Genomic DNA, 25,942 nt, shown 5'->3' with positions numbered 1-25,942 from the left:
TCGTATGTAAAGGCTTTCTTTATTACGGAGTAATTTTCTTTAAATACTCTTCCAATTGTTCTATCGTTTGTTCACCTTTAATCTCTTGAATCACCTTACCATCCTTATCAATCAAGAAGCTTGTTGGTAACGGTATTACTCCATACGTTTTTATAATTTCTCCACCTTTATCAATTGCGACTGGGAACTTAAGATCGTATTGTTTCACAAAATTCTTAACAGCAATATCCGTTTCATCTGCATCTAACGCAATAATTTCAACGCCTTTTTCTTTATACTTTGGATATAATTCGTTCATATAAGGCATTTCTTTTTCACACGGTTTACACCAAGTGCCCCAAAAGTTTAAAAATACACCTTTTCCCTTTAAATCTTTTAATTCAATTTTCTTTCCTTCTAAATCTGTTACAACAAAATTAGGTGCTTCTTTTCCGATTTGCATTTTCTCTTCTTTAGTGAAATATCCTTGATAAAGTGTAAATCCTACAGCACCGCATAAAATGAGTAGAATCATAACGCGAAATAATAAGCGATTTTTTTTCATATTGTCTCCCCTCTCTTCGACGAGTGATAAATATATGTATTTTTTAATAAATCACCAGCGGAGCATTCCACTGGTGAAAGTTTCACACTATCGATTAGCGCGGCTTTGTAGAAGCCAATGCACGTAATTGTTTCACCTCATGTGGTGACAATTCTCTCGCATCACCAGGGCGCAAGCTACCCACTTCTAAAAAGGCGTAGCGTTCACGCTTTAGTTTCACTACTTTACAATCTAACGCTTCAAACATGCGGCGTACTTGACGATTACGTCCTTCATGAATCGTTAATTGTACAATCGCAGTCTCTTTACGCTTGTCCCAAGAAATAATTTTCACTTGTGCTGGTGCTGTTTTCCCATCTTCTAATGCAACACCTCGTTCTAACATGCGAATTTTCTCACCTGTTAATGGCCCTTTAATTTTTGCAACATACGTTTTTTCAACTTTATATCTTGGATGCATTAATACATTTGCAAATTCCCCATCATTTGTCATCAATAATACGCCAGACGTATCATAATCTAAGCGTCCGATTGGGAATAAACGTTGTCTAATTTCAGGGAAAAAGTCTGTTACAACACTTCTTCCTTTATCATCTGATACACTTGAAATTACGCCAGTTGGTTTATATAGTAAAAAATAAACAGGTTCTTCTTTTTCAAGAGGGATGTTATTTACTTCTACTTTATCTTGAGGAGTTACTTTCGTTCCTAACTCCTTCACTATTTTTCCATTCACCTTTACTTTTCCTTGCTGAATTAATTCCTCAGCCTTTCTTCTCGATGCAATACCTGCTTGCGCAATCACTTTTTGTAATCGTTCCATTTCTTTTTTTCACCTCGAATTTATCTTACCTTACATTAGAAAGACTTGGCAACCGCATACGCTTGACGGCTATTCGCTTCATCTTACTTAAACAACATAGCGATGATAATAAACATATAAAGGGCAAATCATGTTTTTACCTTTTATTATTGTCCATATTCTTCATATTGCTCACAATAAAAGTTCATCATTTTGTCAAAAATACCGCAAAAAAAAACCACTATTAAGCAACACCTTAATAGTGGTCGTATACGTATTATAAGCGAAATAGCATAAAAAATGAATAGCCGCCTTACTTAAACATTAAAGAAACAAACACAATTGAACAAATAATCCCGATTAAATCGGCAAAAAGTCCTACTTTTAATGCATCTCCCATTTTTCTAATTCCAACAGCTCCGAAGTATACTGTTAAAATATAAAAAGTCGTATCTGTACTCCCTTGCATCGTAGAAGCCAATCTTCCAATAAACGAGTCTGGCCCATATGTAGCAATTAAATCGGTCGTAATACTTAAACCAGCAGAGCCTGAAATAGGGCGTATAAGTGCTAGTGGAACAATTTCTGCTGGGACATGAATTAAATCTAACATCGGCTTCATTACTGATATCATTGCATCTAACGCTCCAGACGCCCGAAAAATCGAAATAGATACAAGCATTCCAACCATAAACGGTAAAATAGAGATCGCAATTTGAATCCCTTCTTTTCCCCCCTCAACGAACGATTCATACGTCGGCACTTTCTTTATCGTGCCATATAAAAGGATAAAACCGATTACACAAGGGATTACCCATAATGATATCGTATTGACAATACTCATTTTTTCCGCCCCTTCCTACTCCTTCTTCGGTAAAAATAGCGGTCAATCCAAATCGCTCCGATCATAGAGAGTACTTGTGCAATGAATGTTACCCCAACAATTTCAGTAGGATTCGCTGATTCATACGTCATTCGAATCGAAATGACAGTAGTAGGAATTAAAGTAATCGCTGATGTATTTAATGCGAGAAACGTCACCATAGAACGGCTCGCCGAATCCTTCCCTCCATTTAACTCTTTCAATTGTTCCATCGCTTTAATACCAAGAGGGGTTGCTGCATTCCCTAATCCAAAAAAGTTCGCCATCATATTCGATAAAATAAATCCCATTGACGGATGATCTTTCGGTATTTCTGGAAACAACCTTTTTACTATCGGCATAAAAAGTGACACTAACTTTTTTAACAACCCTGCTTCCTCTGCAATTTTCATTAAACCGAGCCAAAATACTAATACACTAATAAGTCCTATACAAATTGTTACTGCATCTTTTGCTCCGTCAAATACGGCTTTATTTATTGCTTCCATCGTTCCATTTATCATGGCATATACAATCCCTATGACTGCCATCGCTACCCATACGAGATTAACCATCGCTCCCAACACCTATCATATGAGAAAAAATTTCTTTCACATTATTCCAATACATTCCCGTTGTAGCTACTAACTTTCGTTTACTATAAAATAAATTCCGTTCTCCAACTTTCTCATTGCCAACATAAATTTCCGTCTTCCCAACCTTTACTCCATCTTTAAGTTTTGCACTTTTATCGAGTTCAACTTTTAATACGACATTCTTTCTTTCCTGCTCAGTTAATGGCACCGCAAAACTATTTTTCGTATACACATGATTGGCATATTTCTTTTCAGTTATTTCAGCAAGAGCTCCTTGTCCTACAACGTTCGTTTGCTTGAAACGTTCAAAACCTTTATCAAATAAATTCATATGATCATCCCAATCGCTAGAAGCGCTCAAAGTTACGACAATTAGATCTAGTCCATCTTTTGATGCTGTTGTAACAAGTGTCCGTCCTGCTTTCTTCGTAAAACCCGTTTTTCCTCCTGTCGCAAATTCATAATAAGATGTCACGAGTTTATGTTTGTTTTTCCACGGATAATCCCACGAATCTGATTTATACGTTTTTGTCCCAAAAATCTTCTTAAAGGTTTCGTTCCCCATTGCATACTTTGTTAAAAGTGCCATATCATAGGCTGATGAATAATGGGATCCATCTCCATCCAAACCATGTGGGTTTGAAAAGTGAGTATCTTTCATTCCAATTTGTTTCGCCTTTTCATTCATTAAATATACGAACCCTTCTATACTTCCTCCTACATTTTCAGCAATTACTTGTGCTGCATCATTACCAGATCTAAGCATGAGTCCGTATACTAAATCCTCTAACTTCACTTTCTGTCCAGGCTTTAAATAAATTGCTGATCCTTCTACTCTCACCGCTTCATTACTAACCGATACCATTTCTTTCATTTTTCCTGATTCAGCAGCTAACAAGGCTGTCATAATTTTTGTTATACTAGCAATTTTTTGTGGCTCATGTTCTGCTTTTCCGTATAATACACGACCGGACTGTTGCTCCATTAATACAGCATTTCGAGCACTGACATTACTGTTCATCTTTGCATATGTAGGAATTGGTATAACGCTTGCGTACGTAATAAGAAGCGTGATTATTACACAAATTCGTCTCATATTTCCCCCCACGTCCTTTTGGCACTTTTTGTACAAGTGTATGCTTGGCCTTTTAAAATATGAACGAAATCTCTTTCTCCTTCTAATAAAAAAGACGCAGAGAACCTGCGTCTAATACGGTGTCCATTCAATTTGTTTCGCACTTTCAAATCTTTTTTCTACATCAGGCCAATTTACAACATTCCACCAGTTTTTAATATATTCATCTTTTCGATTTTGGTATTGTAAATAATACGCATGTTCCCACACGTCTAGCACGAGGAGCGGTATCGTATCCCATTGTGTAAATAATTGATGAAGTGTACTCTGCAAAATTTCTAATCTTCCAGATCGTGGTACCCAAACGAGAAGCGCCCAGCCTGATCCTTCCACTTTAGAAGCTGCTTCTGTGAAATGTTTTTGAAAACGTAAAAAACTCCCAAAATCTTGTTCAATCTGTTGTGAAAGAGCCCCTCTTGGACTTCCGCCACCATCTTTTTTCATGTTATTCCAAAATATCGTGTGTAAGTAATGACCTGATCCATGAAAAGCCGCTTCTCTTTCCCAATGCTTAATTAAATCAAATTGATTTGTTTTTCTCGCTTCTTCCATCATTTTCTCTGCCTTATTTAATCCTTCCACGTAACTGCGATGATGTTTATCATGGTGTAACATCATAATTTCTCTAGAAATATACGGTTCTAACGCATTATACGGATAAGGTAATGGTGGAAGTGTATGCCCTCCAATTGGAACAGCTCGTTCACTATCCCCTCTTTCATATAGTTCATATTCCTCTTCTCCTTGCACGAATACTTCCTGCAAATGATGCTGAATATGTTCTACATCATCACTTATTTCATACATAAACTCTGCATCTGTATCATACTCATGCTCTTTCATACGATCTAATAACGTTTGAATTTTATAGGCAAGCATATGGACATCATACACTTCCATTGCACGGCTATCTAATACGTGAAGAACACTTTCACACCAGCTTTCTACTTCATGAAAGTAATCTGTAAATACACCTTGCTGACTCATGTTACACCTCCTTAATGCTATCCCCATAAATATATTCAAAGGAAATCCCTTATATAACTTTACAAAAGAAAAGAAGCTAAGTCCCTTAGCTTCTTTTTCACAATTAATATTTGTGTAACATCTTTGTTTGGTAATCCGTCTCATAATATTCTAGTTCTTCACGCATCAATTGAAATTTTCCTTCTAAACTCTTCATCACTTGCTCTATAGATGCTGGTGGCGTTTGTTGAAAAACGATGGAGTTTTTCCCTGTATAGGCAGACCGACTATTTTCATACCAATGATCACTCTTTGGTGAGAAAAACTCTGCAATTACTTGATGATAAATTTTATATAAAATTTTCTCAGCTGCTGTTTTTCGAAATGGCTGGCTATTTAACAAAACAAAACATGCATCATGTCCTTCTTCACAAAAAACGAGAAGACGTCTTATTGATGCTAATAACCCTTTATAATATTGCTCGTTCCCTGCTGGTTTTTCTTCTAATAAAGAAGGCAACGTATGATAATTTACATAATTGGTTATCAAAGTAACAACATCTTCTAAAAACATAGAAACTTGTTCTGTTTGATTTTCAACCATTAGATTAGACATTTTTTCCCTCTCCTTTGCCATTTCACGCTATTTCTACTCTTTTATTTTTATGTAATTCAGCTAATATTTCTTGTACTTTCACCACTGTTTCCTCATCAAAATATTGTTGGAATGCTTCTATATTATTTAAATATAAACGTTTTTGCATGCGATGCTCATTCTCTTTCAGTAAACAACATATCGCTACAATATCCCGTAAATATATGTCTTGTTCTTCTACTTTACATACTGGATTTCCTTCAAAAGGAGTAATTTCTTGTAAAACTTCTTCAAAATATCGAACGTATAAAACGGAAAAAGTTCTCTCTTTATTATTTAATATATATGTCACTTCAGATCTATTAAAGAAATCTTCTGATGTATTAGGTTTCGCTTTCTCTAACTCATATCCCGCATAACCTATTATAATCATCTACTTCCCCTCTCTTCCTTCTTTCAATTCATTTTAACTTAACTTTCTGATAAACGAAATACTCTTTTAAATATAACCCATATAAAAAATAGCTTCCCTATACAGGAATTTACCTTTTTATTTTTCTTGAAGTTTGTCATAATAATATTATTGTCTCAGTTTTCTTATACAAGGAGAGTTGTATTTATGTCGTTTTCATGGAAACGTTTCTTACAAATCGGGAAAATTATCTTCCCATTTGTTGTATTAACAATTGTATTCTTTCAAGCAAAAAAAGAATTAGCAGGCATTTCTTTTTTAGAAGCAATCAATACAATTAAAAACATTCCAACCGGAGGAGTATTTTTAGCAATTACACTTGGTGCATTTGCCGTATCAACAATGTTCTTTTATGACTATGTTATGCTTCGTTATTTAAAAGCTGATATACCAGTCCAAAAGATTTTTCGTATCTCATGGATTGCTAATACTTTAAATGGATTTATTGGGTTTGGTGGTCTCGTTGGAGCTGGTGTACGCACAATGCTTTATCGTCCATACATAAAAGAAAATGGCAAACTTATTAAAAGTATCGCCTGGATGACAACTGCTTTTATTAACGGACTCGCAATTCTTTCTTTCCTCGGTCTTATTGGAATATTAGACACAAGTTTTATTTTGCATGAAAAACCGTGGCTATGGCCTGTTCTTATTTTCTTCGCCCTTTTCGTCCCTATATACATTGGCTTTTCTAAACTAAAAAATAGAAAACCAAAGCAAACCGAAGGGCAAGAAGAAGGGGAAGGAGAAGAAGAAAAAAATCCAACTGTTTTATACTCATTAGTTTCATTAGTTGAGTGGGTATCTGCCGGTATTGTTATGTACGTCATACTAATATTATTTGGTATCGATATCGAATTTCAAAAGTTTTTAGGTGTGTATGTAATTGCTGCTTTAGCTGGTGTTGTTAGTCTTGTTCCTGGTGGACTTGGTTCATTTGATCTTGTCTTTTTAACTGGGCTCGGACAATACGGCATTGATACAGGCGTATTACTACCTGCTATGTTATTATATCGCCTCGTCTATTACATTTTACCTTTCTGCCTTGGTCTTATTTTTGCAGCTTTTGAAATGACAGGCGTGGCCATTAAAAAGTTTGAAGATAAACCTTTTATTGCGCCTGCATTAGAAACAACTGGTGTTATATGGACTTTGCAGCGTGATTTTCTAGGAAAACTAGGTTCATGGGCCTCTGCTGCTTTAACAGTATTTGCTGGATTAATGGTTATTTTATCAACCATTCTACCGACAAGTATAAACAGAGCACACGCCTTACATATTCTAGCTCCAAAACATCTTATTCAATTTTCTTTTAGCTTATCACTAACATTTGGTATTCTCCTCCTGATCCTTTCGCGAGGGATATATTATGGAACAAAGCGTTCTTACTATATGACGATTATTTCTTTAATCGGAGCAGCCATCTTTAATACGCTAAAAGGGATTGATATTGAAGAGACGTTTATTTTATTAATCGTACTCGCTGTATTATATATGCTTCGTAAAAGATTTGTACGCGAGAAAATGGAAGTCTCACTTTCTGATATCGTAAAAGTTTTTATATTCTTACTCATAACTTTATATTTATATAAAAACTTAGGTATTTTATTTGCAGGTGCAAAAGAAGCTTTTAAACCTGATTTTGTCGTTCGTAATATTACGCAAGTGAAACGAAGTGCATTAGCAGCTGCCTTTTTCGTTCCTACATTTTTACTGATTGGCTCACTCATTGCCAATCGTTATCGAAATGAATTTCCTGGGCAACCAGCTAATGATAAAAGGCTGCAAAACTTTTTAGATGAACATGATGGTAATGTACTTAGTCATTTAGGATTTTTAGGAGATAAGCAATTTTTCTTCAGTAGTGATGGGAAAGCGCTCCTTCTCTTCTCTATAACTGGAAAACGTCTCGTTGTGCTAGGTGATCCAATTGGGGATCCTTCCTCCTACCGTACTGTGTTACAAGAGTTTTTAGCTGAGGCTGATCGATTTGGATACATTTGTGTATTCTACCAAATAGAAAGTAAATGGATGAGTTTATATCATGATTTTGGTTACAACTTCTTTAAACTTGGTGAAGAAGCTGTCGTTGATTTGAACACATTTACAATAACAGGAAAAAAACGAGCCGGTATGCGAGCGACTTTCAACCGTTTCGAACGAGAAGGCTATACATTCTCTATTCATCAGCCACCATTCTCAAACGAATTATTTGAAGAGTTAAGAAAAGTTTCAGATGCGTGGCTCGGCGGAAAAAAAGAGAAAGGTTTTTCACTCGGATACTTTGATCGTGAATATATTAGCCGAGCACCTATCGCTACATTATGTGATGCTGATGGAAAAATCATTGCATTTACAACCTTTATGCCCGTATATCAAGACGGATCATTGTCTGTTGATTTAATGCGCTATTATCCAGATGCACCTAGCGGCATTATGGATGCAATTTTCATCCACCTATTCCAGTGGGCAAAAGAAAATGAATACCACTCCTTTAATATTGGTATGGCACCACTTTCAAATGTAGGTTTATCGACACAATCTTTTTGGTCCGAACGAGTTGCTGCTGCCATCTTTAATAATGTTCGTTATACGTATAGCTTCAGCGGGCTACGTCATTTTAAAGAAAAATATAAACCAGCATGGAGCGGTAAATATTTAGCATTTAGAAAGAATCATTCTTTACCAATTACAATGCTCTCTGTAACAAAATTAATAGGAAAAAGAAAAAACAGCTAAACATTTAGCTGTTTTTTCTTTTTTGAACTTGTACAATAAATTCTTTTTCATATTTCTTACCATTTATATAGAAATCTCCCCATATTTTATACGTTCCTTCTATAGGAAATGTAATACGGTATTGTAATTGCTCATCTGTATCAACAGGTATTGCGTATAAAAAGTTTTCTCTCGTTTCGTCCACGATATAGAGCGCTTCCACTTCTCCTCTCTCTGAATGTAATTTCAATTTCTCACCCTTTTTCGCTTGGAATTGAAATGTTAACGTCGCTGGTTCATTCGGATGCAATGCACCAAATAATAGAGAAACTTCATACTCCCCTATTTTTTTTGTAAGCACACTATCAATTGGGAATTTTACTTTCCCCTTATTTTTCTCCTCTATTTCTCTCCCAAAATCATTCTTCGCAAATGATTTCACAGACTTGTTTTTGTCTTCATATAAAAATATTGTATATCTTTCATCTTTCGCTATTTTGGAAGATACCTTATATGATCCATTCCCTGCAAATGTAGGTTTCATTTGTTGTACATGTTTTAATTGTCCGTCTACAATAACTGCCCGAATTTGATCATTCACACCACGAACTTCGTTATTTTTATTATTTAGCAATTGAAACAAAATATCTACTTTCTCATTTCCTTTTCCATTTGACACATCCCATTTTACTTCCTGAACATCACCTACAGTCTCTGTAGTTTCCTGATACTTTTTTATGTAAAATCCGCCTACTACAATAAATAGCAAAGCAACAAGTCCAATGACAAGATTTTTCAAAACATCACCTACCATTTTTATTGTCTCTGTTCATACAAAACTTCTTACATATATATTCTAGATTATGATTTATGAAATCCTCCTACTTTGCACATATTACAAATAATTAAAAGATTTTAATTGAAAGGATTGATAGTGTATAATGCAAATGATATTGATTTCTATCAATACATTATAAGGAGGACTTTTCATGAGTGTACATATTGAAGCAAAACAAGGCGAAATTGCTGAATCTATTCTATTACCTGGTGATCCATTACGTGCAAAATATATTGCTGAAACATTTCTAGAGGACGTTACTTGCTATAATAACGTGCGTGGTATGTTAGGTTTCACTGGAACTTATAAAGGAAAACGCGTATCTGTTCAAGGTACAGGTATGGGTGTACCTTCTATTTCTATTTATGTAAACGAATTAATCCAAAGCTACGGAGTTAAAAATTTAATTCGCGTTGGAACTTGTGGTGCGATTCAAAAAGACGTAAAAGTACGTGACGTTATTATTGCAATGACAGCTTGTACAGATTCTAATATGAACCGTTTAACATTCCCAGGTTTTGATTTTGCACCAGCTGCAAACTTTGACCTTTTAAAGAAAGCTTACGATGCTGGAACTGAAAAAGGCTTACACGTTCGTGTTGGTAATGTTTTAACAGCAGATGTATTTTACCGTGAAAGCATGGACATGGTTAAAAAACTTGGAGATTATGGTGTACTAGCAGTAGAAATGGAAACAACTGCTCTTTACACATTAGCAGCGAAATACGGTGTAAACGCGTTATCTGTATTAACAGTAAGCGATCACATTTTCACTGGTGAAGAAACAACATCTGAAGAGCGTCAAACTACATTTAACGAAATGATTGAAATCGCTTTAGATGCAGCAATTCAACAATAATACATTAAAGAACTCGTCATACGTCTGTCGAGTTCTTTTTATGTGACTTTTTACTAAAAACTACTTTCGGAAGAGACAGATTTTCTCCTCTACTTTTTTGTAACGTTTGTTATAATAAAGAAATCATTTACAGTATTTCTCACAAGAGGTGACGCAGTGAAAAACAGAAGTATCGTCTTTAAACTATTTTTATTAACATCAACATTATTTACAATCATATTCCTCCTTTTTTTCTTAGGACAATCGCTATTTTTAGAGAAATTTTACATTAATAAAAAAGTAAAAACAGTTCAAACTGCTTTTGAGAAGTTCGTAAATACTTACGAAGAAAGTGGTAAAACTTATGAGGAAATTCGAAAACTAAAACAAGAATTTCATGATAAAACAAATGCTGAAATGCAGTTTTTAAATACGAACGGCATTATTAAAAGTGACAATAATTTCTACATTGATGTAATTAATCCTAAAAATAATAAAGCATATTCCATTCCACTCAATAATGTTTTAACGCCAGAAGAATATAATAAATTCGAAAACTTAGGATTGAAAAAAGATGGGATGATAAACGTCGTCGGTTTTGTACAAGATTCCACCATAACACCACTAGAATTGACAACAAACTATAATCGATGGCAAAACGAAAATGTCAACTCAGATTTTCAATCCATTAATGGAAACCCTGCTAAAAATAGACTTACAAGCCGATCCAAAACTGTGACTCAAATTGAGTTTACTGGTATCGTATCTAAGTTACAGCTTCCATCCAAAGCAGATGTTCGTCTTGCAAATGATTTTGAAACATTACAAGCCGTTCAATATTTTGCAGAGATTATTAGAAATGGCACTGCTAATTCACACCAATTAAACACTTATATAATAGATGGTGGAGAGAATATAAAAAATAGTATCTTTGTAAAACCTATTGTGGAAAATGGAAAAATTACAGAATACGCTTTTGCGATAGCATCTTTACAACCTGTTAATGAAGCGATGCTCGTTTTAAAGGATTATTATGTCTATGCCTTAATCATCGTATTTCTCGTAATTATTTTATTATCCTTCTACTACTCAAAAATCATTGTGAAACCATTAATTAAAATGAATCGCGTTACAAAAAAAATGGCCAATTTTGATTTTAGTGAAAAATTACCTGTGACAGCAGACGATGAAATTGGCGGGCTTTCCGGTAGTATTAATACGTTATCTGTAAACTTAAAAGACCGAATCGATCGATTAAATGTTGCCAATACAAAATTACAACAAGATATTGAACGTGAACGTCAATTAGAGAAAACGCGAAAAGAATTCATTTCTGGTGTATCACACGAATTAAAAACACCACTTAGTGTAATTAGAAGTTTCGCAGAAGGAATTAAAGATGGCGTTAGTAAAGATACGACGTATTACACAGATGTTATTTTAGAAGAAACAGAAAACATGAACAGACTTATTGTTGAAATGTTAGAATTAGCAAAACTAGAATCTGGTACGTACAAACTAGATATGACGACATTCTCAATCGGTGAATTAATTCAACAAGTCTATACAAAGTTATTATTTAGCATGGAGGAAAAGCATTTACAAGTGAACGTAGATGTAGACTCTTCTATATTCGTTAACGCGAATCGTAGTCGTATTGAGCAAGTCGTTGTGAACTTACTTAGCAATGCAATTCGCTATACGCCAGATGGAGAAAAAATACACGTCTCCGTTATAGAACTGGAAGATATAGTAAAAGTCGAAATCAAAAACACAGGAAACCCTATCCCTGAAGAAAGTCTTGAAAAAATTTGGGATCGTTTCTACCGTTTAGATGCATCTCGTAGCCGTCATACTGGAGGTACCGGTCTCGGGTTATCAATTGTAAAAAACATTTTAGACCTCCACCATGCCGAGTACGGTGTATACAACACGACTAATAGTGTTGTATTCTACTTTAATTTACAAAAAGTAAAAGAAGTCAAATAATTTGTCTTAATTTCACTAGGAGTTCACATGAAATTCACACTCTCCCTTTATAGTAGGAAACAAGTTAATCCTTTCCTTTACACACATAAATGAGGAGAGTGCGTGAAATGAAACAAGCAGGACAACCTATTCAAAATGAAAAACAATTAGAAACTATCAAAAATATACTTTTACAATCTTCGAAACGTGATGGCTTATTATTCGTATTAGCTGTAAATTCTGGCTTAAAAGTAAGTGAAATCTTACAATTAAAAGTTAGTGATGTAATCGATGAAAATGAAAATGTTCGCCATTCCATTTTATTTTACAATGAAAAAGTAAAGAAACATAAATGGTTTGCTGTAAATGAAGACTTGCAGCACGCGATCGAAGACTACATGAAAGAACGTAAAACTTGGAAACGTAATGAACCATTATTAAAGTCTCAAAAAGGAACGAAATCTATTACGAGACAACATGCATGGTACATTTTAAACAAAGCTGCAAAAGAAGTTGGATTAGAAGGGATTAGCTCACATACACTTCGAAAAACTTGGGGATATTGTGCATACAAATCAGGTGTTGATATCGCATTTTTACAACACTTCTTTGATCATAGTACTCCATCAAAAACTTTAAAGTATATCGGTATTGCTTAATAACTCTTATACATAAAAAAAGTTACCATTTATAAATGGTAACCTTTTTTATGTTTCACATTCTCTTTTCTTGTCTCTCCTATATTGTAGTGGTACTCTAATAGTAAGGGGGAGAAATTATGAACACATTAACAATTGAATTACCGAAAGATACGGCTGAAAAACTTGATTTATTAAAACAAGCTTATGAAAAGAAAACAGGTGCTTCTATTTCTGAAAGTACTCTTGTTCAAACACTTATCTCAAAAGAGTTTATCCAAGCGATAACTCCTTTTGATTTACAACAATTCGTCACTGGAAAAGAACAGCATTAATTGCTGTTCTTTTTTTTGATACTTTATTAGGAGTTTACTAGCATTCTCCCCCGAAAAACTTCTTTGCTTCAGCTAAACCTTTTATCAGGAATCTTCCTACCCGTTAATGTCTCATAAAAAGTTTTTTATTTATTTTTCGGAAAACTATTGACAATGATAATGATAACCATTATCATTTATTACGAAGCCAACAATTGATGAATCAACCAAACGCTCAGTAACATTGTTACCCCTCTTTTTCATATAGAAAGGCACTGTACATTCCCCCTGTTTGTACAGTGCCTTTCTTGTTTATTATCATTCAAACAAATTTAATTGCTCAGGCTTCGGCTCACCATATGTAATGTTCATCATTTTCATAAGCTGTTTCGCATTATCCGCTGCATCTCCGCCCGAATTATTGTTAAATAGTACATATATGTCCTTTGTCTTCTTTTTTAATTGCTCTAGTCTTTCTACCCATTCTTCTAATTCTTTATTGTTGTAGCGATATAAGCAACGAACCGCTCTCCAATTTTCCCCTTTATCAAGCCACCCATGAACATTCCTACCATGAAAACGTATTAACACCATCTCTGCATTCGTTACTTCTAATACGAGCGGTACCGAACCTATCCCGGCCTGCGGCTCATCACAAATGGTATGAATCCATTTCTCATGTTCTAGAAACTGTATCGTCTTATCTTTCATTTCGGGATAAAACCATGTTTGATTTCGAAATTCTATGGCACACGGTAAACCTTCCATTTTTTCTTTCGTATATCGAAGAAAATTCACATTTTTCTTTTTACAATCAAACCATGGTGGATATTGAAATAAAATCATTTTTAATTTATCAGCTTCTATTAAAGGCAGAATAGATTGTTTGTACACATCAAACATCTCATCAAACGTAGAAAAAGGGATTTCACCTTTCATATGTCCTGTCATTCCTTGATATGCTTTTACTATAAAAGCAAAATCTTTCGGTGTTTCCATTGCCCATTTTGTATAGTTTCGTGCAGGTTGCATCGCATAAAATGAACTATCCACTTCCACTATAGGAAAATACTCACTATATGTTCGTAATTTATTTCTATTTTCATAGGGATCTATATATAAAGAATCATGATCTCCCCACCCTGTCACTCCAATGAAAAGCAAATATATCCCTCCCTTTTTAACTTCACCTTCTATTCATTCTACTCACTTCCCGAACACTTCAGCTAATCAATTTTATTAAGTAGCCCCTTCTTTAAGAGTATCCGTATAAAAATATGATATACTAGATGGAAGAATTTTTAAATTGAGGGGTTATTTATTTATGCTTCCAAACGATGATATTGTATCTCATGAAAAACGAATAGAAGAATTAGAAAATAAAGTACGTTTTTATGAAGAACTTGTGAATCAATTACCACATCATTTCACATACAAAAATCCACATATTGGTTTACAAATAAAGAAAACGAGAACGACTCATTCCATTCAAAACATAAAAAAAGAGAATAAAGAGGCTGATTTTCAACTTACTTGCGATTCATTATTTTTATTTGAGCAACTTGAAACATACTTCATTCATATTTTTGATGCTTTTTCACATCATGTAACCTTTGTTGATGCTAAAGGAAATATCACTTTATGTAACCAAGCTGCAGCAGATGATTTTGGTGTAGTACGAAATGATATAATCGGAAAGCCAATTCAACAATTACTACAATTGCCAGAAGAAAAAATTAAAGCTCTTGAAACATTAAGAACGGGAACAGAAATATATAATGAAGAAGTTTTAGACAAAAACTATGGCATTTTAAATAACCGAATTATTCGTGATTATAACGGAGAGATTTTTAGAGTTATTAGTGTCTTTCATTATTTAAACACAGAACGTGATGCAGAGAAATTTTCTTTAGCAGGGCGAATTGCAGCTGGGATTGCACATGAAGTACGTAATCCTCTTACAACCGTACGAGGTTATTTACAATTTTTACAAGAAACTGTTTCTCCATCTAATAAAGAATTATTTGAAAACTTACTTATTCCTGAATTAGACCGCGCAAATAGTATTATTACAAAATTTTTAGCTATTTCAAAAACACGCGAATTTACAAGAGAACCGTTTCCTATTAATACATTTTTACGTGAGTATATTCAACAGTTACTAGCTAGTGAAGTCTTTTTACATAATATTTCAATTGATTATAATTTTTCTACCGAATTAGATGATGTACAAGTCCATATTGATCGTCATGAACTTGTACAAGTTTTTTTAAACCTATTTCAGAATGCTGTCGATGCTCAAGGTGAAAAAAAACTTTCTATCCAAATTACTAGTTATCGCCTAGATAATTTTGTTCGTATTACTTTCACTGATAATGGAATTGGTATTCCAACAGCCATTCAAGAGTATATCTTTGATCCATTCTTCTCAACAAAAGATTCGGGCACAGGACTGGGCTTGTCAGTAACGAAGAAAATTATTCAAAATCATAACGGTACATTAAAAATGACCAGTAATCAAGATGGTACAACTTTCACTATTTCAATTCCAATTTTACCTAAAACAACCCTTGAAAGATTAAATGACTACAAATGAGGTACTCCTCCACAAACTGCATGCCAATTGTTAAATACCTACAACAATTAGCATGCAGTTTTTTATGTTGAATTTTTCGTCTTTATATTATATAAACTTTCTCTTTATCTTACTTATTTTTGCTAAGAGGGCCAATTTCTTATTTTTTTAGAAATGGTAGTTTGTCCATCACGAATTTAGTATAAATTTCATTTTAATATATAGTAACGACTATTGATTCTATGAAAGAAAGGAATGAAAAGATGAACAATAAAAATAAAGGAAAAGTATTTTATGGTAATGATTGTTGCGAAGTCAGAGCTTGTAGTTATATTAACATCTCTAAGTCCGAACTTACAGAATTCGTTAGACTTCTTCAATCTCTTGGCCAAGCTATTCAAGCTGTCTTTCAAAACCCTTCTCAAAATAATATCGATAACTTGATTGCTGCCCTAAATAACCTACAAAAATTCCTCAATTGCTTAGATTTGTCTCCAGCACAAAAACAAATTGGAAATTCTATTATTGCTAATCTATTAACTATTTTAAGAACAACACCTTTCTCATGCGGAGCATTGTACGTTGAGCTACAAAGCCTGCTTAATTATTTATTGTATATCGCTAAGTTATTCAAAGTAGATTGTTGTACGATCGACAAACTAGTTAGACTTATAACAGAGATCCAAACTATTCTAGTTCAATACGGATCAGGTTGCCTTGGAGGCGGAGGAGCAACAGGGGCTACTGGCGCTACTGGTGCTACAGGGGCTACCGGACCGGCGGGTGCTCAAGGTGCTACTGGGCCTCAAGGACCAGCGGGTGCTCAAGGTGCTACTGGACCTCAAGGGCCTCAAGGCGCACAAGGACCAGCAGGTGTTCAAGGTGCTACTGGACCTCAAGGGCCTCAAGGTATTCAAGGACCGGCCGGCGCTACTGGTACTACTGGTGCTCAAGGTACTACTGGTGCTCAAGGTGCTACTGGCGCTCAAGGTGCTACTGGTGCTCAAGGTGCTACTGGTGCTCAAGGTCCAGCTGGCGCTCAAGGTGCTACTGGTGCTCAAGGTGCTACTGGTGCTCAAGGTCCAGCTGGCGCTCAAGGTGCTACTGGTGCTCAAGGTGCTACTGGTGCTCAAGGTCCAGCTGGCGCTACTGGCGCTACTGGTGCTCAAGGTGCTACTGGCGCTCAAGGTCCGGCTGGTGCTACTGGTGCTCAAGGTGCTCAAGGTCCAGCTGGCGCTCAAGGTGCTACTGGTGCTCAAGGTGCTACTGGTGCTCAAGGTCCAGCTGGCGCTCAAGGTGCTACTGGTGCTCAAGGTCCAGCTGGCGCTACTGGCGCTCAAGGTGCTACTGGTGCTCAAGGTCCAGCTGGCGCTCAAGGTGCTACTGGTGCTCAAGGTCCGGCTGGTGCTACTGGTGCTACTGGCGCAACAGGTGCAGCGGGTACTCCAATTCCTGTAACTATCGCAGCTATCGGAAACTCAAATCCACAAACTATATCCCCGGGAACAAACATCCAATTCAATCAAGTTTTTGAATTAACTAATATCTCTTTCAACGATACTTCAGATACTTTAACAATTTTAGAAACAGGCGTATATGATATTAGTTTCTCAGCGTCTACAACTTTCCCAGGATCTTCACCATTCGGATTCGGTATTTCATTCAATGGCCAACCACCTAATCGTAACTTCTCAACTAACGTTATCGGTAGTGCTGTTTCTTTCTCTACAATCGTTACTTTACAAGCTGGTACAACGATTGCTGTACAGCCTACAGCAAACACTATTTCTATTCCTAACACAGGCGATACAACTGCAACACTATCCGTATTCCGAATTTACTAATTTTCAATCAATAAGTATATTTATAATAATATGTATCGTTTAACCGTGCATTAAATCTCTCTTTATATAGAAAGGAGCACTTATTTGGGAGGATAAGTGCTCCTTCTTTACGTTTCTTTACCTCAAATTTACTCTATCTTAATCCTCATTTTGTATGATAAATAGTGAAGTCAAAGATATGAAAGAGGGATGAAAATGAGAGTTATGTCACTAATACGCATTTGGTTTTCTCTTATGGTATGCATTATTCTATGTATAGGATTTTTTTTAACTCTAAAATATTCCACTATATCAAAAGCAGAGAGAAAAACTGTTCCATACAAACTTTTGTATACAAAACAAAGCAACATCCCTTATTCCAATACCACAAAGAATGAAAAAAAGGTTATAAAAGGAATGCTTATTACGAAAGCTTCTAGTTCCGAAGCGTTACTTCAAATTGCTGAAACGATTAAAGATCAGTATACAAATAAAAAAATCGATGAAATCACACTTTCTATCCACAATGAAAACAATGGTAATTACGAAGAAGAATTACTTTACGAGCCTATTAGTAAAGGAAAAATAATCGTCACATACGATTCTCAATCCTTTGGCAGTACAAATATTACACTTAACGAGTAATACTATTTATCCCAATTGATATGGGCTAACAACTCGTAGAGATAGATACAGCTCCTCCCACCGATTAAAAGTTCACTTAATTTCTCATACGAAAAAGAGGCGAATTTCGTTATTCGCCTCTTTCTTTTACCAAAATGAAGGAATCCATTCTTTCACTTTATCAATCCACTCTTGTTGCTCTTCTTTTCTTTGCTGTTCCTCTTCTTTTCTTCTCTTCTCTTCTTCTTTTCTTCGTTTTTCCTCTTCTATTGTATTCAATTGTTTTTTATAATCAGCCTCAGATATGAGCGATAACTGGAATGCTTTTTGAGCTGGATTGGCATTCGCTTTTTTCATAATATCCCGGAACATTGTCGTCGTAATTTGACTCCCCCCTGGAACATAATGATCGCTATCTGTTTTATCAAACCCTACCCAAATCGCACCTACTAAATCTGGTGTGTATCCAACAAACCATGAATCCTTTGCACCGGTGCTTGGTCCATTTACAATTTGAGTAGTTCCTGTCTTACCAGCCGTATCAACATTATTAACTTTCGCCTTTTCGCCCGTTCCCTTTTCGACAACACCTTTTAATAAATATGTCATCTTTTGAGCAATTTTCTCGCTCGTCACTCGTGTCTCTTTCTTATACCACTTTCCAATTGTTTCACCTTCAGCATTTTGTATCTCTCTAATCGCATGAGCTTCCACTTGGACACCATCATTTGCAAATGTACTGTATGCTTGAGCCATTACAAATGGAGAGGTCCCAACATGCATCCCGCCTAAAGCAATTGGATACGTACGATCTTCTGGCACTAATGGAATACTAAATCGCTCTAAAGATTTCAATCCTTTATCCAATCCAATTTGTTCCAATAGCCAAACAGCCGAAACATTGTACGACTTTGCCACGGCTTCATACATTGTCACATCACCGTGAAAAGTGTGATCACTATTTTGCGGTTTATATTCTTTAATATTAAATGGTTCATCTTTTAATATATCGTATACTTCATACCCTTGCTCTAAAGCTGGTACATATACAGCCAGAGGCTTTAACGTTGAGCCAGGTTGTCTTTTTAATTGGGTTGCATGGTTAAACTGTAAAAACTGATACGGTCCTCTACCTCCAACTAAAGCTGGTACACCACCTGTTTTTGGATTCATAAGAACTACACCCGTTTGCATAAGCTGGTCTGAGCCATTATCTTTGAAATAACTCTCATTATTCACAACGTCTTCTACAGCCTGTTGTTTTTTCGGATCAAGCTCTGTGTAAATACGATAACCACCTGCTAAAATTTCATTTTGTGTTAATTCGTACTTGTCCATAGCTTCCCTAACAATATAATCTACATATTGAGAGTATTTCCCCTTGTATTTATCATCCACACCACGTTTTAACACAAGACCGCTCTCTTTTTCTTTATTATACTGTTCGTCAGAAATATATCCTTGCTCTTTCATTAAACTTAATACAACATTACGTCGTTCGATTGACTTATTAAAGTTTTTATATGGTGAATACGCAGACGGTGCTTTAATCAAGCCAGCAATCGTTGCAGCCTCTGAAACCGTTAAATCTTTTACATCTTTATCAAAATAAGATTTAGCTGCCCTTTTTATACCCCAAGCACCTTCACCAAAATAAATTTGGTTCATATACATTTCAATAATTTCATCTTTCGTATACGTACGCTCTATTTTTTTTGTTAAAAAATATTCCTTTATTTTTCGAGAGTATGTGCGGTCTTGTGTCAGAAATACATTTTTCGCAAGTTGTTGTGTAATTGTACTTCCTCCTGCTACAACTTCTCCTGCTGTAATATTTTTAAAAACTGCACTTATAATTCCACTATAGTAAATACCGTGATGGTTAAAAAACTCCTTATCTTCTACTGCAACAATTGCCTGAACCATAATGTCAGGAATATCTTTCCTTTTAACACCTTCTGTTTTAGAAGAAGCTAATTTAGTCGCAACTTCATTATTTGCATCATAAATTAAGGTCGGTTGCGGAACAGCTTGTTTTAATTCAGATATGTCTTGAATGGAAATTATTATATTTATAGCAACAAATAGAGTAGCGAGTAGACTCCCTAATACAATTAATGAATTACGAAATTTCTTCCTCTTGTTGAACCACTCCTGCATTTTTTTTAAGTGAGTGTTCTTCAATTTCATTCGTTCACTTCCTTCGTTTGTTTACACTCTTCTTTTCAAAAGGAAGAATATACCTCCTTTTAAATTTATTATAATAACGTAGTCGTTCCTATAGTGTAAAGCTTTTCTTTCACATTCATACTTTTTGCAAGAAAAGGACATTCTACAAGTAAGATATTCATTATTGATTATTAATATTATTAATACAACAATGAGAGTTATGTTAAGTTTTTGTAAACTTTTCGATAAAATGTTTTAAAAAACGACAGTTTTTTGTTAGAATTGATTAGCCAATATATTTTACATATATTACTTTTGTGGGGGTAACTAATAATGGTATTTAAATCAAAAAAAGATAAATTTTCTGAAATGTTAATGAATGTTTCAGAAAATTTAAAAGAAGGCGCGCAGTTTTTCGTGGAGTATAAAATTAAAAATGCTAGCGATTTAAAAGAGTTTTCTATGCGCATGAAAGAGTATGAGTCAAAAGGTGACTCATTTATTCACGAAATCATTATGGAGCTAAACAAAGCGTTTATTACTCCAATTGAACGTGAGGACATCCTACAACTTGCAATGAGTATGGATGATGTATTAGACGGATTAGATCATAGTGCTGGTCTATTCGAAATGTATTCTATTACAGAAGCTGATGAATACATGATTAAATTCGTTGAAGCAATTAATCAATGTGCGATTGAGATTGCAAATTCTGTTGAACTACTGTCTAAAAAGAAGTTAGTCGACATTCGTACGAACGCGATTAAGATTAAGGATTACGAATCACAATGTGATGATATTCGCCGTCATGCAATTAAGCACTTATTCTCTCGTGAGAAAGATCCGATTAAGATCATTCAATACAAAGAGATTTACGAAGAGCTTGAAGAAGTAGCGGATAGCTGCCAAAGCGTTGCAAACGTATTAGAAACAATTATTATGAAGAACGCGTAAGGAGTTTGATCATGGATACACTCTTGATACTGACCGTTTTAGTAGTCATTTGCGCTTTAGCTTTTGACTTTATCAATGGATTTCACGATACAGCAAACGCTATTGCAACGGCTGTTTCAACGAAAGCTCTAAAGCCTAGACATGCAATTATTATGGCAGCTATTATGAACTTTTTAGGTGCGATGACATTTACAGGTGTAGCAAAAACGATTACAAAAGATATCGTTGATCCATTTGCCTTGCAAAATGGTTCTCTTGTAATTTTAGCTGCTTTGCTTGCGGCAATAGCTTGGAATTTAATTACTTGGTACTACGGTATTCCAAGTAGTTCTTCGCATGCAATTATCGGCTCTATCGCAGGTGCAGCTATCGCTGCTGCCGGTATTAGCTCGTTAAATCTTAAAGGGTTCATAAAAATTCTTGAAGCTTTAATCATTTCACCGATTATCGCTTTTGTTATTGGTTATATCGTATACAGTATTTTTAAAGTGGTCTTTAAAAACTTTAATTTAACGAAAACGAACAAAAACTTCCGTTTATTCCAAATTTTCACTGCAGCATTACAAGCTTATACACATGGTACGAATGATGCACAAAAAGCAATGGGAATCATTACGATGGCTCTTATGGCCAATAACTATCATACTTCTGACGACATCCCGTCCTGGGTACAATTATGTTGTGCAATCGCAATGGGTCTTGGTACTTCTGTTGGCGGATGGAAAATTATTAAAACTGTCGGTGGACAAATTATGAAAATTCGTCCTGTAAATGGTGTAGCTGCTGATTTATCATCATCACTTGTTATTTTCGGCGCAACATTCATTCACTTACCGGTTAGTACAACGCACGTTATCTCTTCTTCTATTTTAGGGGTTGGTGCTTCACATCGTGTGAAAGGTGTAAAATGGGGAACTGCAAAACGCATGTTAATTACATGGGTTATTACACTTCCTATTTCAGCTTCGTTAGCTGCATTATTTTTCGCTTTATTACACTTAATCTTTTAATTAAAAGTCGTCTTCCTTATTTTTCTAGGAAGACGACTTTTTTGTGAACAAACCTTTTTCTTATTAAAAAGCGTGTATAATAATTGGTGGATAAGTTATATAGAGGAGTTGGCAATTATGGAATACATCATGTTACTTTTCATCGGGTTAATCGCCGGGACAGTCGGGAGTCTAGTCGGGCTTGGTGGCGGAATTATTATTGTTCCGTTATTAATCGGATTACACAGTCTATCACCACAACTTGCAGTAGGAACTTCAATGGTAACAGTCGTTTTTACAGGACTATCTTCCACCCTTACTTATATGAAGCATAAACGAGTAGATTACAAAAGTGGACTTATTTTATTTATCGGGAGTGGCCCTGGTGGTATCATCGGCTCGTGGGCAAACAAATTTTTAAACCAAGATACATTTTCTTTATATTTTGGGATTTTCCTTATTTTTGTCTCCATTCTTCTTATGTTACGAGACAAATTAAACCCCCTTTCTTTATCAAATATGACGGTAATTAAGCGTTCTTTTACAGATAACGAAGGAAACACTGTACACTATCAATTTCCACCGCTTCTCGCAATCTTTATCGCCTTTATAGTTGGTTTTATATCTGGATTATTTGGAATTGGCGGCGGTGCCTTACTTGTTCCAGCAATGATGCTACTTTTTGCATTCCCAGCACATATTGCTGTAGCAACTTCGATGTTTATCGTATTTTTATCAGCAATTGTAAGTTCTGCAACTCACATCTCCCTTGGAAATGTCAGCTGGGTTTACGCATTAATTCTTATTCCTGGTGCATGGATTGGCGGGAAAATCGGGGCTTATATTAATACAAAATTAAGTGGTAATGCCGTAATTAATTTATTACGTATCACATTAATTATTCTCGGAACTAGATTAATCATTACTTCTTTTTTATAACGCGTTCTTTTTAGAATGCGTTTTTCTTATACACATGAATATAAAAATCCTCCTAAGAGAACAAATAAAATTAAACAAACACATAATAACATATAATTGGAAATATGTACTTTCTTCAAGTTGACCACTCCTATAACTGCGACTGTTATCTTTATGATAGCGAAAAAATAATTCACTTGCAGTTACAAAGTGCTAACAATGCAAAATCATTTATTACAAATTTTATCCTTATATTTCATTTCTTTGTATATTCTATCGTTTTAATAAAAAAAGATGTCATATTGACATCTTTTTTAGTGAAGAAGTGACCATCCCATAAAATCCTCATGTACTTGGCACGCCCTCTTATCGTTTCGATCATATAATTCAGCATAACTATCTGTTTCTTCATCATAAGCCATCGTATAAATAATTTGGCCGTCTACTTCAACGGATAACACGACTCCACCTTTCATCTCTTCTACATGAATGATAGCATTCGCCGGAATTCTCATATCCGTCATTTTTATCGCATCTAACAATATACTAAACCCCCTACAGCGTATTCATTGCTAGTACTATTACACACTAAATAGTATACTACTGTAATAGCATATATTTCGTCAATGAAATTGCTATTTAAAAGCATATTGTCTTTATACATATACGCTAAAATAGAAGAAATAGAAATGTTTAAATGGGGGGCTAACATTGATTCTACACAAAGGAGATGTACTATTCCGTCAAGGCGAGGACGGTCCTTTATATTTTATAAAAACAGGTTTATTAAAAGTAGTACGGATAGAAGAAGATGGAACACCATTTCTATTCAACATTATCGTTCCAGGTGAAACGATACCTCACCATTCTTTAATTTCACCGAAGGAATATCACGGTACAGCAATCGCTTTAATGAAAACAGAAGTTGAACCTATAATTAGTAATGAATGGTACGATCAACTTCAGGCAAATCCTGCATCATATGCAAATATTGCTATGCAACTACAATCAAAATTAAGAATGATGCAACAGCGTATCGATCAATTGACAACCGTCTCTCCGAAAGAACGTCTACATCGTTTACAAGAATGGTTCACACTATATTTAGGTGACATTCCTATATATGAAATATTAACACAAACTGAAATCGGTCAACTCATAGGTATACGCCGTGAAACGGTAAATCGGCTGTTACGAGAACAAATAAAAAACGAGGTAAAATAATACCTCGTTTTTTACTTATTTCAAACTTCATCTATTGTAAGCTTGCTGCTGGACCGAAAAATTCATAATGAATATGCTCTTGTTCCACACCTAAATTAGTTAGTGCAGCATTTATATGCTTCATAAATGGTACGGGACCACAGAAATAAAATTCTGCTTCAGTTGTCGGAATAATAGTTTGTAACCATTCAGCTTCAATGAAACCTTCTTTATCAAAGTTCTTCATTTCCAAATCTTTTTCAGTTGGTGCAGAATAGCAAGTGTATGCTTTAACTTGTTCGTATTCATTATCTACTGCCTCAACGTGTTCTTTCATTGCATGTGTATTACTATTTATCGCTGCATGAACAAAACATACATTACGTTTTGAGTTTTGTTCAATTAACGTATTTAGCATACTCATCATTGGTGTAATACCTACTCCACCACTAATTAGCACAACTGGTAATGTTGAATCCATATTTAATACGAAATCTCCTGCTGGTGCACTTACTGGTAACATATCCCCTTCTTCTACATGATCGTGTAAGTAGTTAGATACTTTACCGTCCGGTGTATCTACACCTTTTTCTTTCTTTACACTAATACGATAATATTCTTTTCCAGGAGCATCTGATAAACTATATTGACGATTATGTGTATACGTTTCACCTTCTATATTTATTTGAATCGTTACATATTGTCCTGGGATGAATGAAGAAACTTGCCCACCATCTTCAGGTTTTAAATAAAATGATGTAATTACGTCGCTTTCCTTCACTTTTTTAACAACCACAAAGTTACGGAAATCTTTCCATCCACCTTCTTTATGTGCCGCTTCTTCATACATCTCTGCTTCAATGCTAATGAATGCATCAGCAATGACACCATAAGCTTCTCCCCATGCATTTAAAACTTCATCAGGTGCACCTGCAACCTCTTTAATTGCACGTAGTAAACATGTACCTACAATCGGGTAATGCTCTGCTTTAATACCTAAACTTCTATGCTTATGACCAATTTGTTTTACAACCGGAATAATAGCTTCTAAATTATCAATATACGTTGCAGCTGCATAAACAGCATTCGCTAGCGCTTGTTGTTGTCTTCCCTTTTTCTGATTTGTATGGTTGAAAATATTCAATAACTCCGGATGTTCCGAAAATAAAATTTGATAAAATCTCGTTGTAATTTCAACGCCTTTTTCTTGTAATAATGGTACTGTTGACTTTACGATTTCAATTGTTTTTGCACTTAACATTGTATCCCACTCCTCTATTTCCTTAACTGTTTTTAGTTTAACTGAATTGTATAGTACATATTGTGATTTTAATCACTATTAACACGGTGTTTTTGTGAATAATATATGAACATTGCACTTACAAAAGAAAATAAGCCAAC

General features: G+C 35.0%; 25 protein-coding genes. 12 read left to right on the top strand and 13 right to left on the bottom strand.

Going from position 1 to position 25,942, the window contains the following annotated elements; translation table 11 throughout:
* Positions 1-22: 22 nt before the first annotated feature.
* The 8 genes from resA to QCI41_RS25995 form a co-directional block, all read right to left on the bottom strand.
* The gene (gene resA / locus QCI41_RS26030) at positions 23-544 is read right to left on the bottom strand and encodes a thiol-disulfide oxidoreductase ResA (RefSeq protein ID WP_000742211.1); all 522 of its coding nucleotides are present in this window, start codon (positions 542-544) and stop codon (positions 23-25) included.
* A gap of 94 nt (positions 545-638) precedes the next feature.
* Positions 639-1,367 (bottom strand): 23S rRNA pseudouridine(2605) synthase RluB, encoded by a 729-nt coding sequence (rluB, locus tag QCI41_RS26025; RefSeq protein WP_000440552.1) that lies wholly within the window; start codon positions 1,365-1,367, stop codon positions 639-641.
* Between the two features lie 292 nt (positions 1,368-1,659).
* Entirely contained in the window at positions 1,660-2,190 is a 531-nt protein-coding gene (spmB, locus tag QCI41_RS26020; protein WP_000029511.1) for a spore maturation protein SpmB, read from the bottom strand.
* Positions 2,187-2,783: a spore maturation protein SpmA gene (spmA, locus tag QCI41_RS26015; RefSeq protein ID WP_000247806.1), complete on the bottom strand. Its 597-nt coding sequence runs from the start codon at positions 2,781-2,783 to the stop codon at positions 2,187-2,189. The genes spmB and spmA overlap by 4 nt, the downstream gene beginning before the upstream one ends.
* Positions 2,776-3,900 carry a D-alanyl-D-alanine carboxypeptidase DacB gene (gene dacB / locus QCI41_RS26010; RefSeq protein ID WP_353836309.1) on the bottom strand — a complete coding sequence of 375 codons (1,125 nt, stop codon included), beginning with the start codon at positions 3,898-3,900 and terminating at the stop codon, positions 2,776-2,778. The genes spmA and dacB overlap by 8 nt, the downstream gene beginning before the upstream one ends.
* Positions 3,901-4,011: 111 nt before the next feature.
* Entirely contained in the window at positions 4,012-4,926 is a 915-nt protein-coding gene (locus QCI41_RS26005; protein ID WP_000082674.1) for a superoxide dismutase, read from the bottom strand.
* Positions 4,927-5,029: 103 nt separating this feature from the next.
* A complete protein-coding gene (locus QCI41_RS26000) occupies positions 5,030-5,521 on the bottom strand; it encodes a YpuI family protein (protein ID WP_060489579.1) in 492 nt (163 codons plus the stop codon).
* A gap of 22 nt (positions 5,522-5,543) precedes the next feature.
* The gene (locus QCI41_RS25995; protein ID WP_000583791.1) at positions 5,544-5,933 is read right to left on the bottom strand and encodes a hypothetical protein; all 390 of its coding nucleotides are present in this window, start codon (positions 5,931-5,933) and stop codon (positions 5,544-5,546) included.
* Between the two features lie 186 nt (positions 5,934-6,119).
* Here QCI41_RS25995 and mprF point away from each other — a divergent pair, with 186 nt between their 5' ends.
* Entirely contained in the window at positions 6,120-8,711 is a 2,592-nt protein-coding gene (gene mprF, locus QCI41_RS25990) for a bifunctional lysylphosphatidylglycerol flippase/synthetase MprF (protein ID WP_060489577.1), read from the top strand.
* A gap of 4 nt (positions 8,712-8,715) precedes the next feature.
* Here mprF and QCI41_RS25985 read toward each other — a convergent pair whose 3' ends face one another.
* Positions 8,716-9,504: a hypothetical protein gene (locus QCI41_RS25985; protein ID WP_353836310.1), complete on the bottom strand. Its 789-nt coding sequence runs from the start codon at positions 9,502-9,504 to the stop codon at positions 8,716-8,718.
* Positions 9,505-9,679: 175 nt separating this feature from the next.
* On the opposite strand from QCI41_RS25985, the gene deoD reads away from it, so the two are divergent.
* The 4 genes from deoD to QCI41_RS25965 all read left to right on the top strand — a co-directional run bounded on the left by deoD (position 9,680) and on the right by QCI41_RS25965 (position 13,307).
* Positions 9,680-10,387: a purine-nucleoside phosphorylase gene (gene deoD / locus QCI41_RS25980; protein ID WP_000110707.1), complete on the top strand. Its 708-nt coding sequence runs from the start codon at positions 9,680-9,682 to the stop codon at positions 10,385-10,387.
* Between the two features lie 156 nt (positions 10,388-10,543).
* The gene (locus tag QCI41_RS25975) at positions 10,544-12,355 is read left to right on the top strand and encodes a sensor histidine kinase (RefSeq protein WP_353836311.1); all 1,812 of its coding nucleotides are present in this window, start codon (positions 10,544-10,546) and stop codon (positions 12,353-12,355) included.
* Between the two features lie 107 nt (positions 12,356-12,462).
* Positions 12,463-12,993: a tyrosine-type recombinase/integrase gene (locus tag QCI41_RS25970; RefSeq protein ID WP_000806236.1), complete on the top strand. Its 531-nt coding sequence runs from the start codon at positions 12,463-12,465 to the stop codon at positions 12,991-12,993.
* Between the two features lie 119 nt (positions 12,994-13,112).
* Positions 13,113-13,307, top strand: a complete 195-nt coding sequence (locus QCI41_RS25965) for a DUF3924 domain-containing protein (protein WP_001094854.1) — start codon at positions 13,113-13,115, stop codon at positions 13,305-13,307.
* Positions 13,308-13,604: 297 nt separating this feature from the next.
* On the opposite strand, the gene QCI41_RS25960 is transcribed toward QCI41_RS25965, so the two are convergent.
* Positions 13,605-14,450 (bottom strand): DUF72 domain-containing protein, encoded by an 846-nt coding sequence (locus QCI41_RS25960; RefSeq protein WP_098078695.1) that lies wholly within the window; start codon positions 14,448-14,450, stop codon positions 13,605-13,607.
* A gap of 160 nt (positions 14,451-14,610) precedes the next feature.
* Between QCI41_RS25960 and QCI41_RS25955 the strand changes: the two genes are divergently transcribed.
* The 3 genes from QCI41_RS25955 (at position 14,611) to QCI41_RS25945 (ending at position 18,329) form a co-directional block, all read left to right on the top strand.
* Complete coding sequence (locus QCI41_RS25955; protein ID WP_088083028.1) at positions 14,611-15,882, top strand: ATP-binding protein; 1,272 nt, start codon at positions 14,611-14,613, stop codon at positions 15,880-15,882.
* 242 nt (positions 15,883-16,124) lie between these two features.
* Positions 16,125-17,705: a Gly-Xaa-Xaa repeat protein gene (locus tag QCI41_RS25950; RefSeq protein WP_353836312.1), complete on the top strand. Its 1,581-nt coding sequence runs from the start codon at positions 16,125-16,127 to the stop codon at positions 17,703-17,705.
* Between the two features lie 195 nt (positions 17,706-17,900).
* Positions 17,901-18,329: a hypothetical protein gene (locus tag QCI41_RS25945; RefSeq protein ID WP_353836313.1), complete on the top strand. Its 429-nt coding sequence runs from the start codon at positions 17,901-17,903 to the stop codon at positions 18,327-18,329.
* Between the two features lie 126 nt (positions 18,330-18,455).
* Here the strand turns inward: QCI41_RS25945 and QCI41_RS25940 are convergent, their stop codons facing one another.
* Positions 18,456-20,498, bottom strand: a complete 2,043-nt coding sequence (locus tag QCI41_RS25940; protein WP_000769264.1) for a transglycosylase domain-containing protein — start codon at positions 20,496-20,498, stop codon at positions 18,456-18,458.
* Between the two features lie 312 nt (positions 20,499-20,810).
* Between QCI41_RS25940 and QCI41_RS25935 the strand changes: the two genes are divergently transcribed.
* From QCI41_RS25935 to QCI41_RS25925, 3 genes are all read left to right on the top strand, one after another.
* Complete coding sequence (locus tag QCI41_RS25935; RefSeq protein ID WP_000231446.1) at positions 20,811-21,431, top strand: DUF47 domain-containing protein; 621 nt, start codon at positions 20,811-20,813, stop codon at positions 21,429-21,431.
* 11 nt (positions 21,432-21,442) lie between these two features.
* Positions 21,443-22,441, top strand: a complete 999-nt coding sequence (locus QCI41_RS25930; protein WP_353836314.1) for an inorganic phosphate transporter — start codon at positions 21,443-21,445, stop codon at positions 22,439-22,441.
* Positions 22,442-22,558: 117 nt separating this feature from the next.
* Positions 22,559-23,359 (top strand): sulfite exporter TauE/SafE family protein, encoded by an 801-nt coding sequence (locus QCI41_RS25925; RefSeq protein WP_000455764.1) that lies wholly within the window; start codon positions 22,559-22,561, stop codon positions 23,357-23,359.
* A 293-nt stretch (positions 23,360-23,652) separates the two neighbouring features.
* Here the strand turns inward: QCI41_RS25925 and QCI41_RS25920 are convergent, their stop codons facing one another.
* The gene (locus tag QCI41_RS25920; RefSeq protein WP_000882907.1) at positions 23,653-23,880 is read right to left on the bottom strand and encodes a hypothetical protein; all 228 of its coding nucleotides are present in this window, start codon (positions 23,878-23,880) and stop codon (positions 23,653-23,655) included.
* A gap of 169 nt (positions 23,881-24,049) precedes the next feature.
* Here QCI41_RS25920 and QCI41_RS25915 point away from each other — a divergent pair, with 169 nt between their 5' ends.
* Positions 24,050-24,562, top strand: a complete 513-nt coding sequence (locus QCI41_RS25915) for a Crp/Fnr family transcriptional regulator (protein ID WP_000600574.1) — start codon at positions 24,050-24,052, stop codon at positions 24,560-24,562.
* 31 nt (positions 24,563-24,593) lie between these two features.
* On the opposite strand, the gene hmpA is transcribed toward QCI41_RS25915, so the two are convergent.
* The gene (gene hmpA, locus QCI41_RS25910) at positions 24,594-25,802 is read right to left on the bottom strand and encodes an NO-inducible flavohemoprotein (protein ID WP_046955239.1); all 1,209 of its coding nucleotides are present in this window, start codon (positions 25,800-25,802) and stop codon (positions 24,594-24,596) included.
* Positions 25,803-25,942 lie beyond the last annotated feature (140 nt).

It is taken from the genome of Bacillus cereus group sp. MG4 (genome assembly GCF_040460055.1).
Lineage (GTDB): Bacteria > Bacillota > Bacilli > Bacillales > Bacillaceae_G > Bacillus_A > Bacillus_A wiedmannii.
The sequence above is the reverse complement of the archived record's forward strand: the minus strand, read 5'-3'. Positions and strand labels throughout refer to the sequence as shown.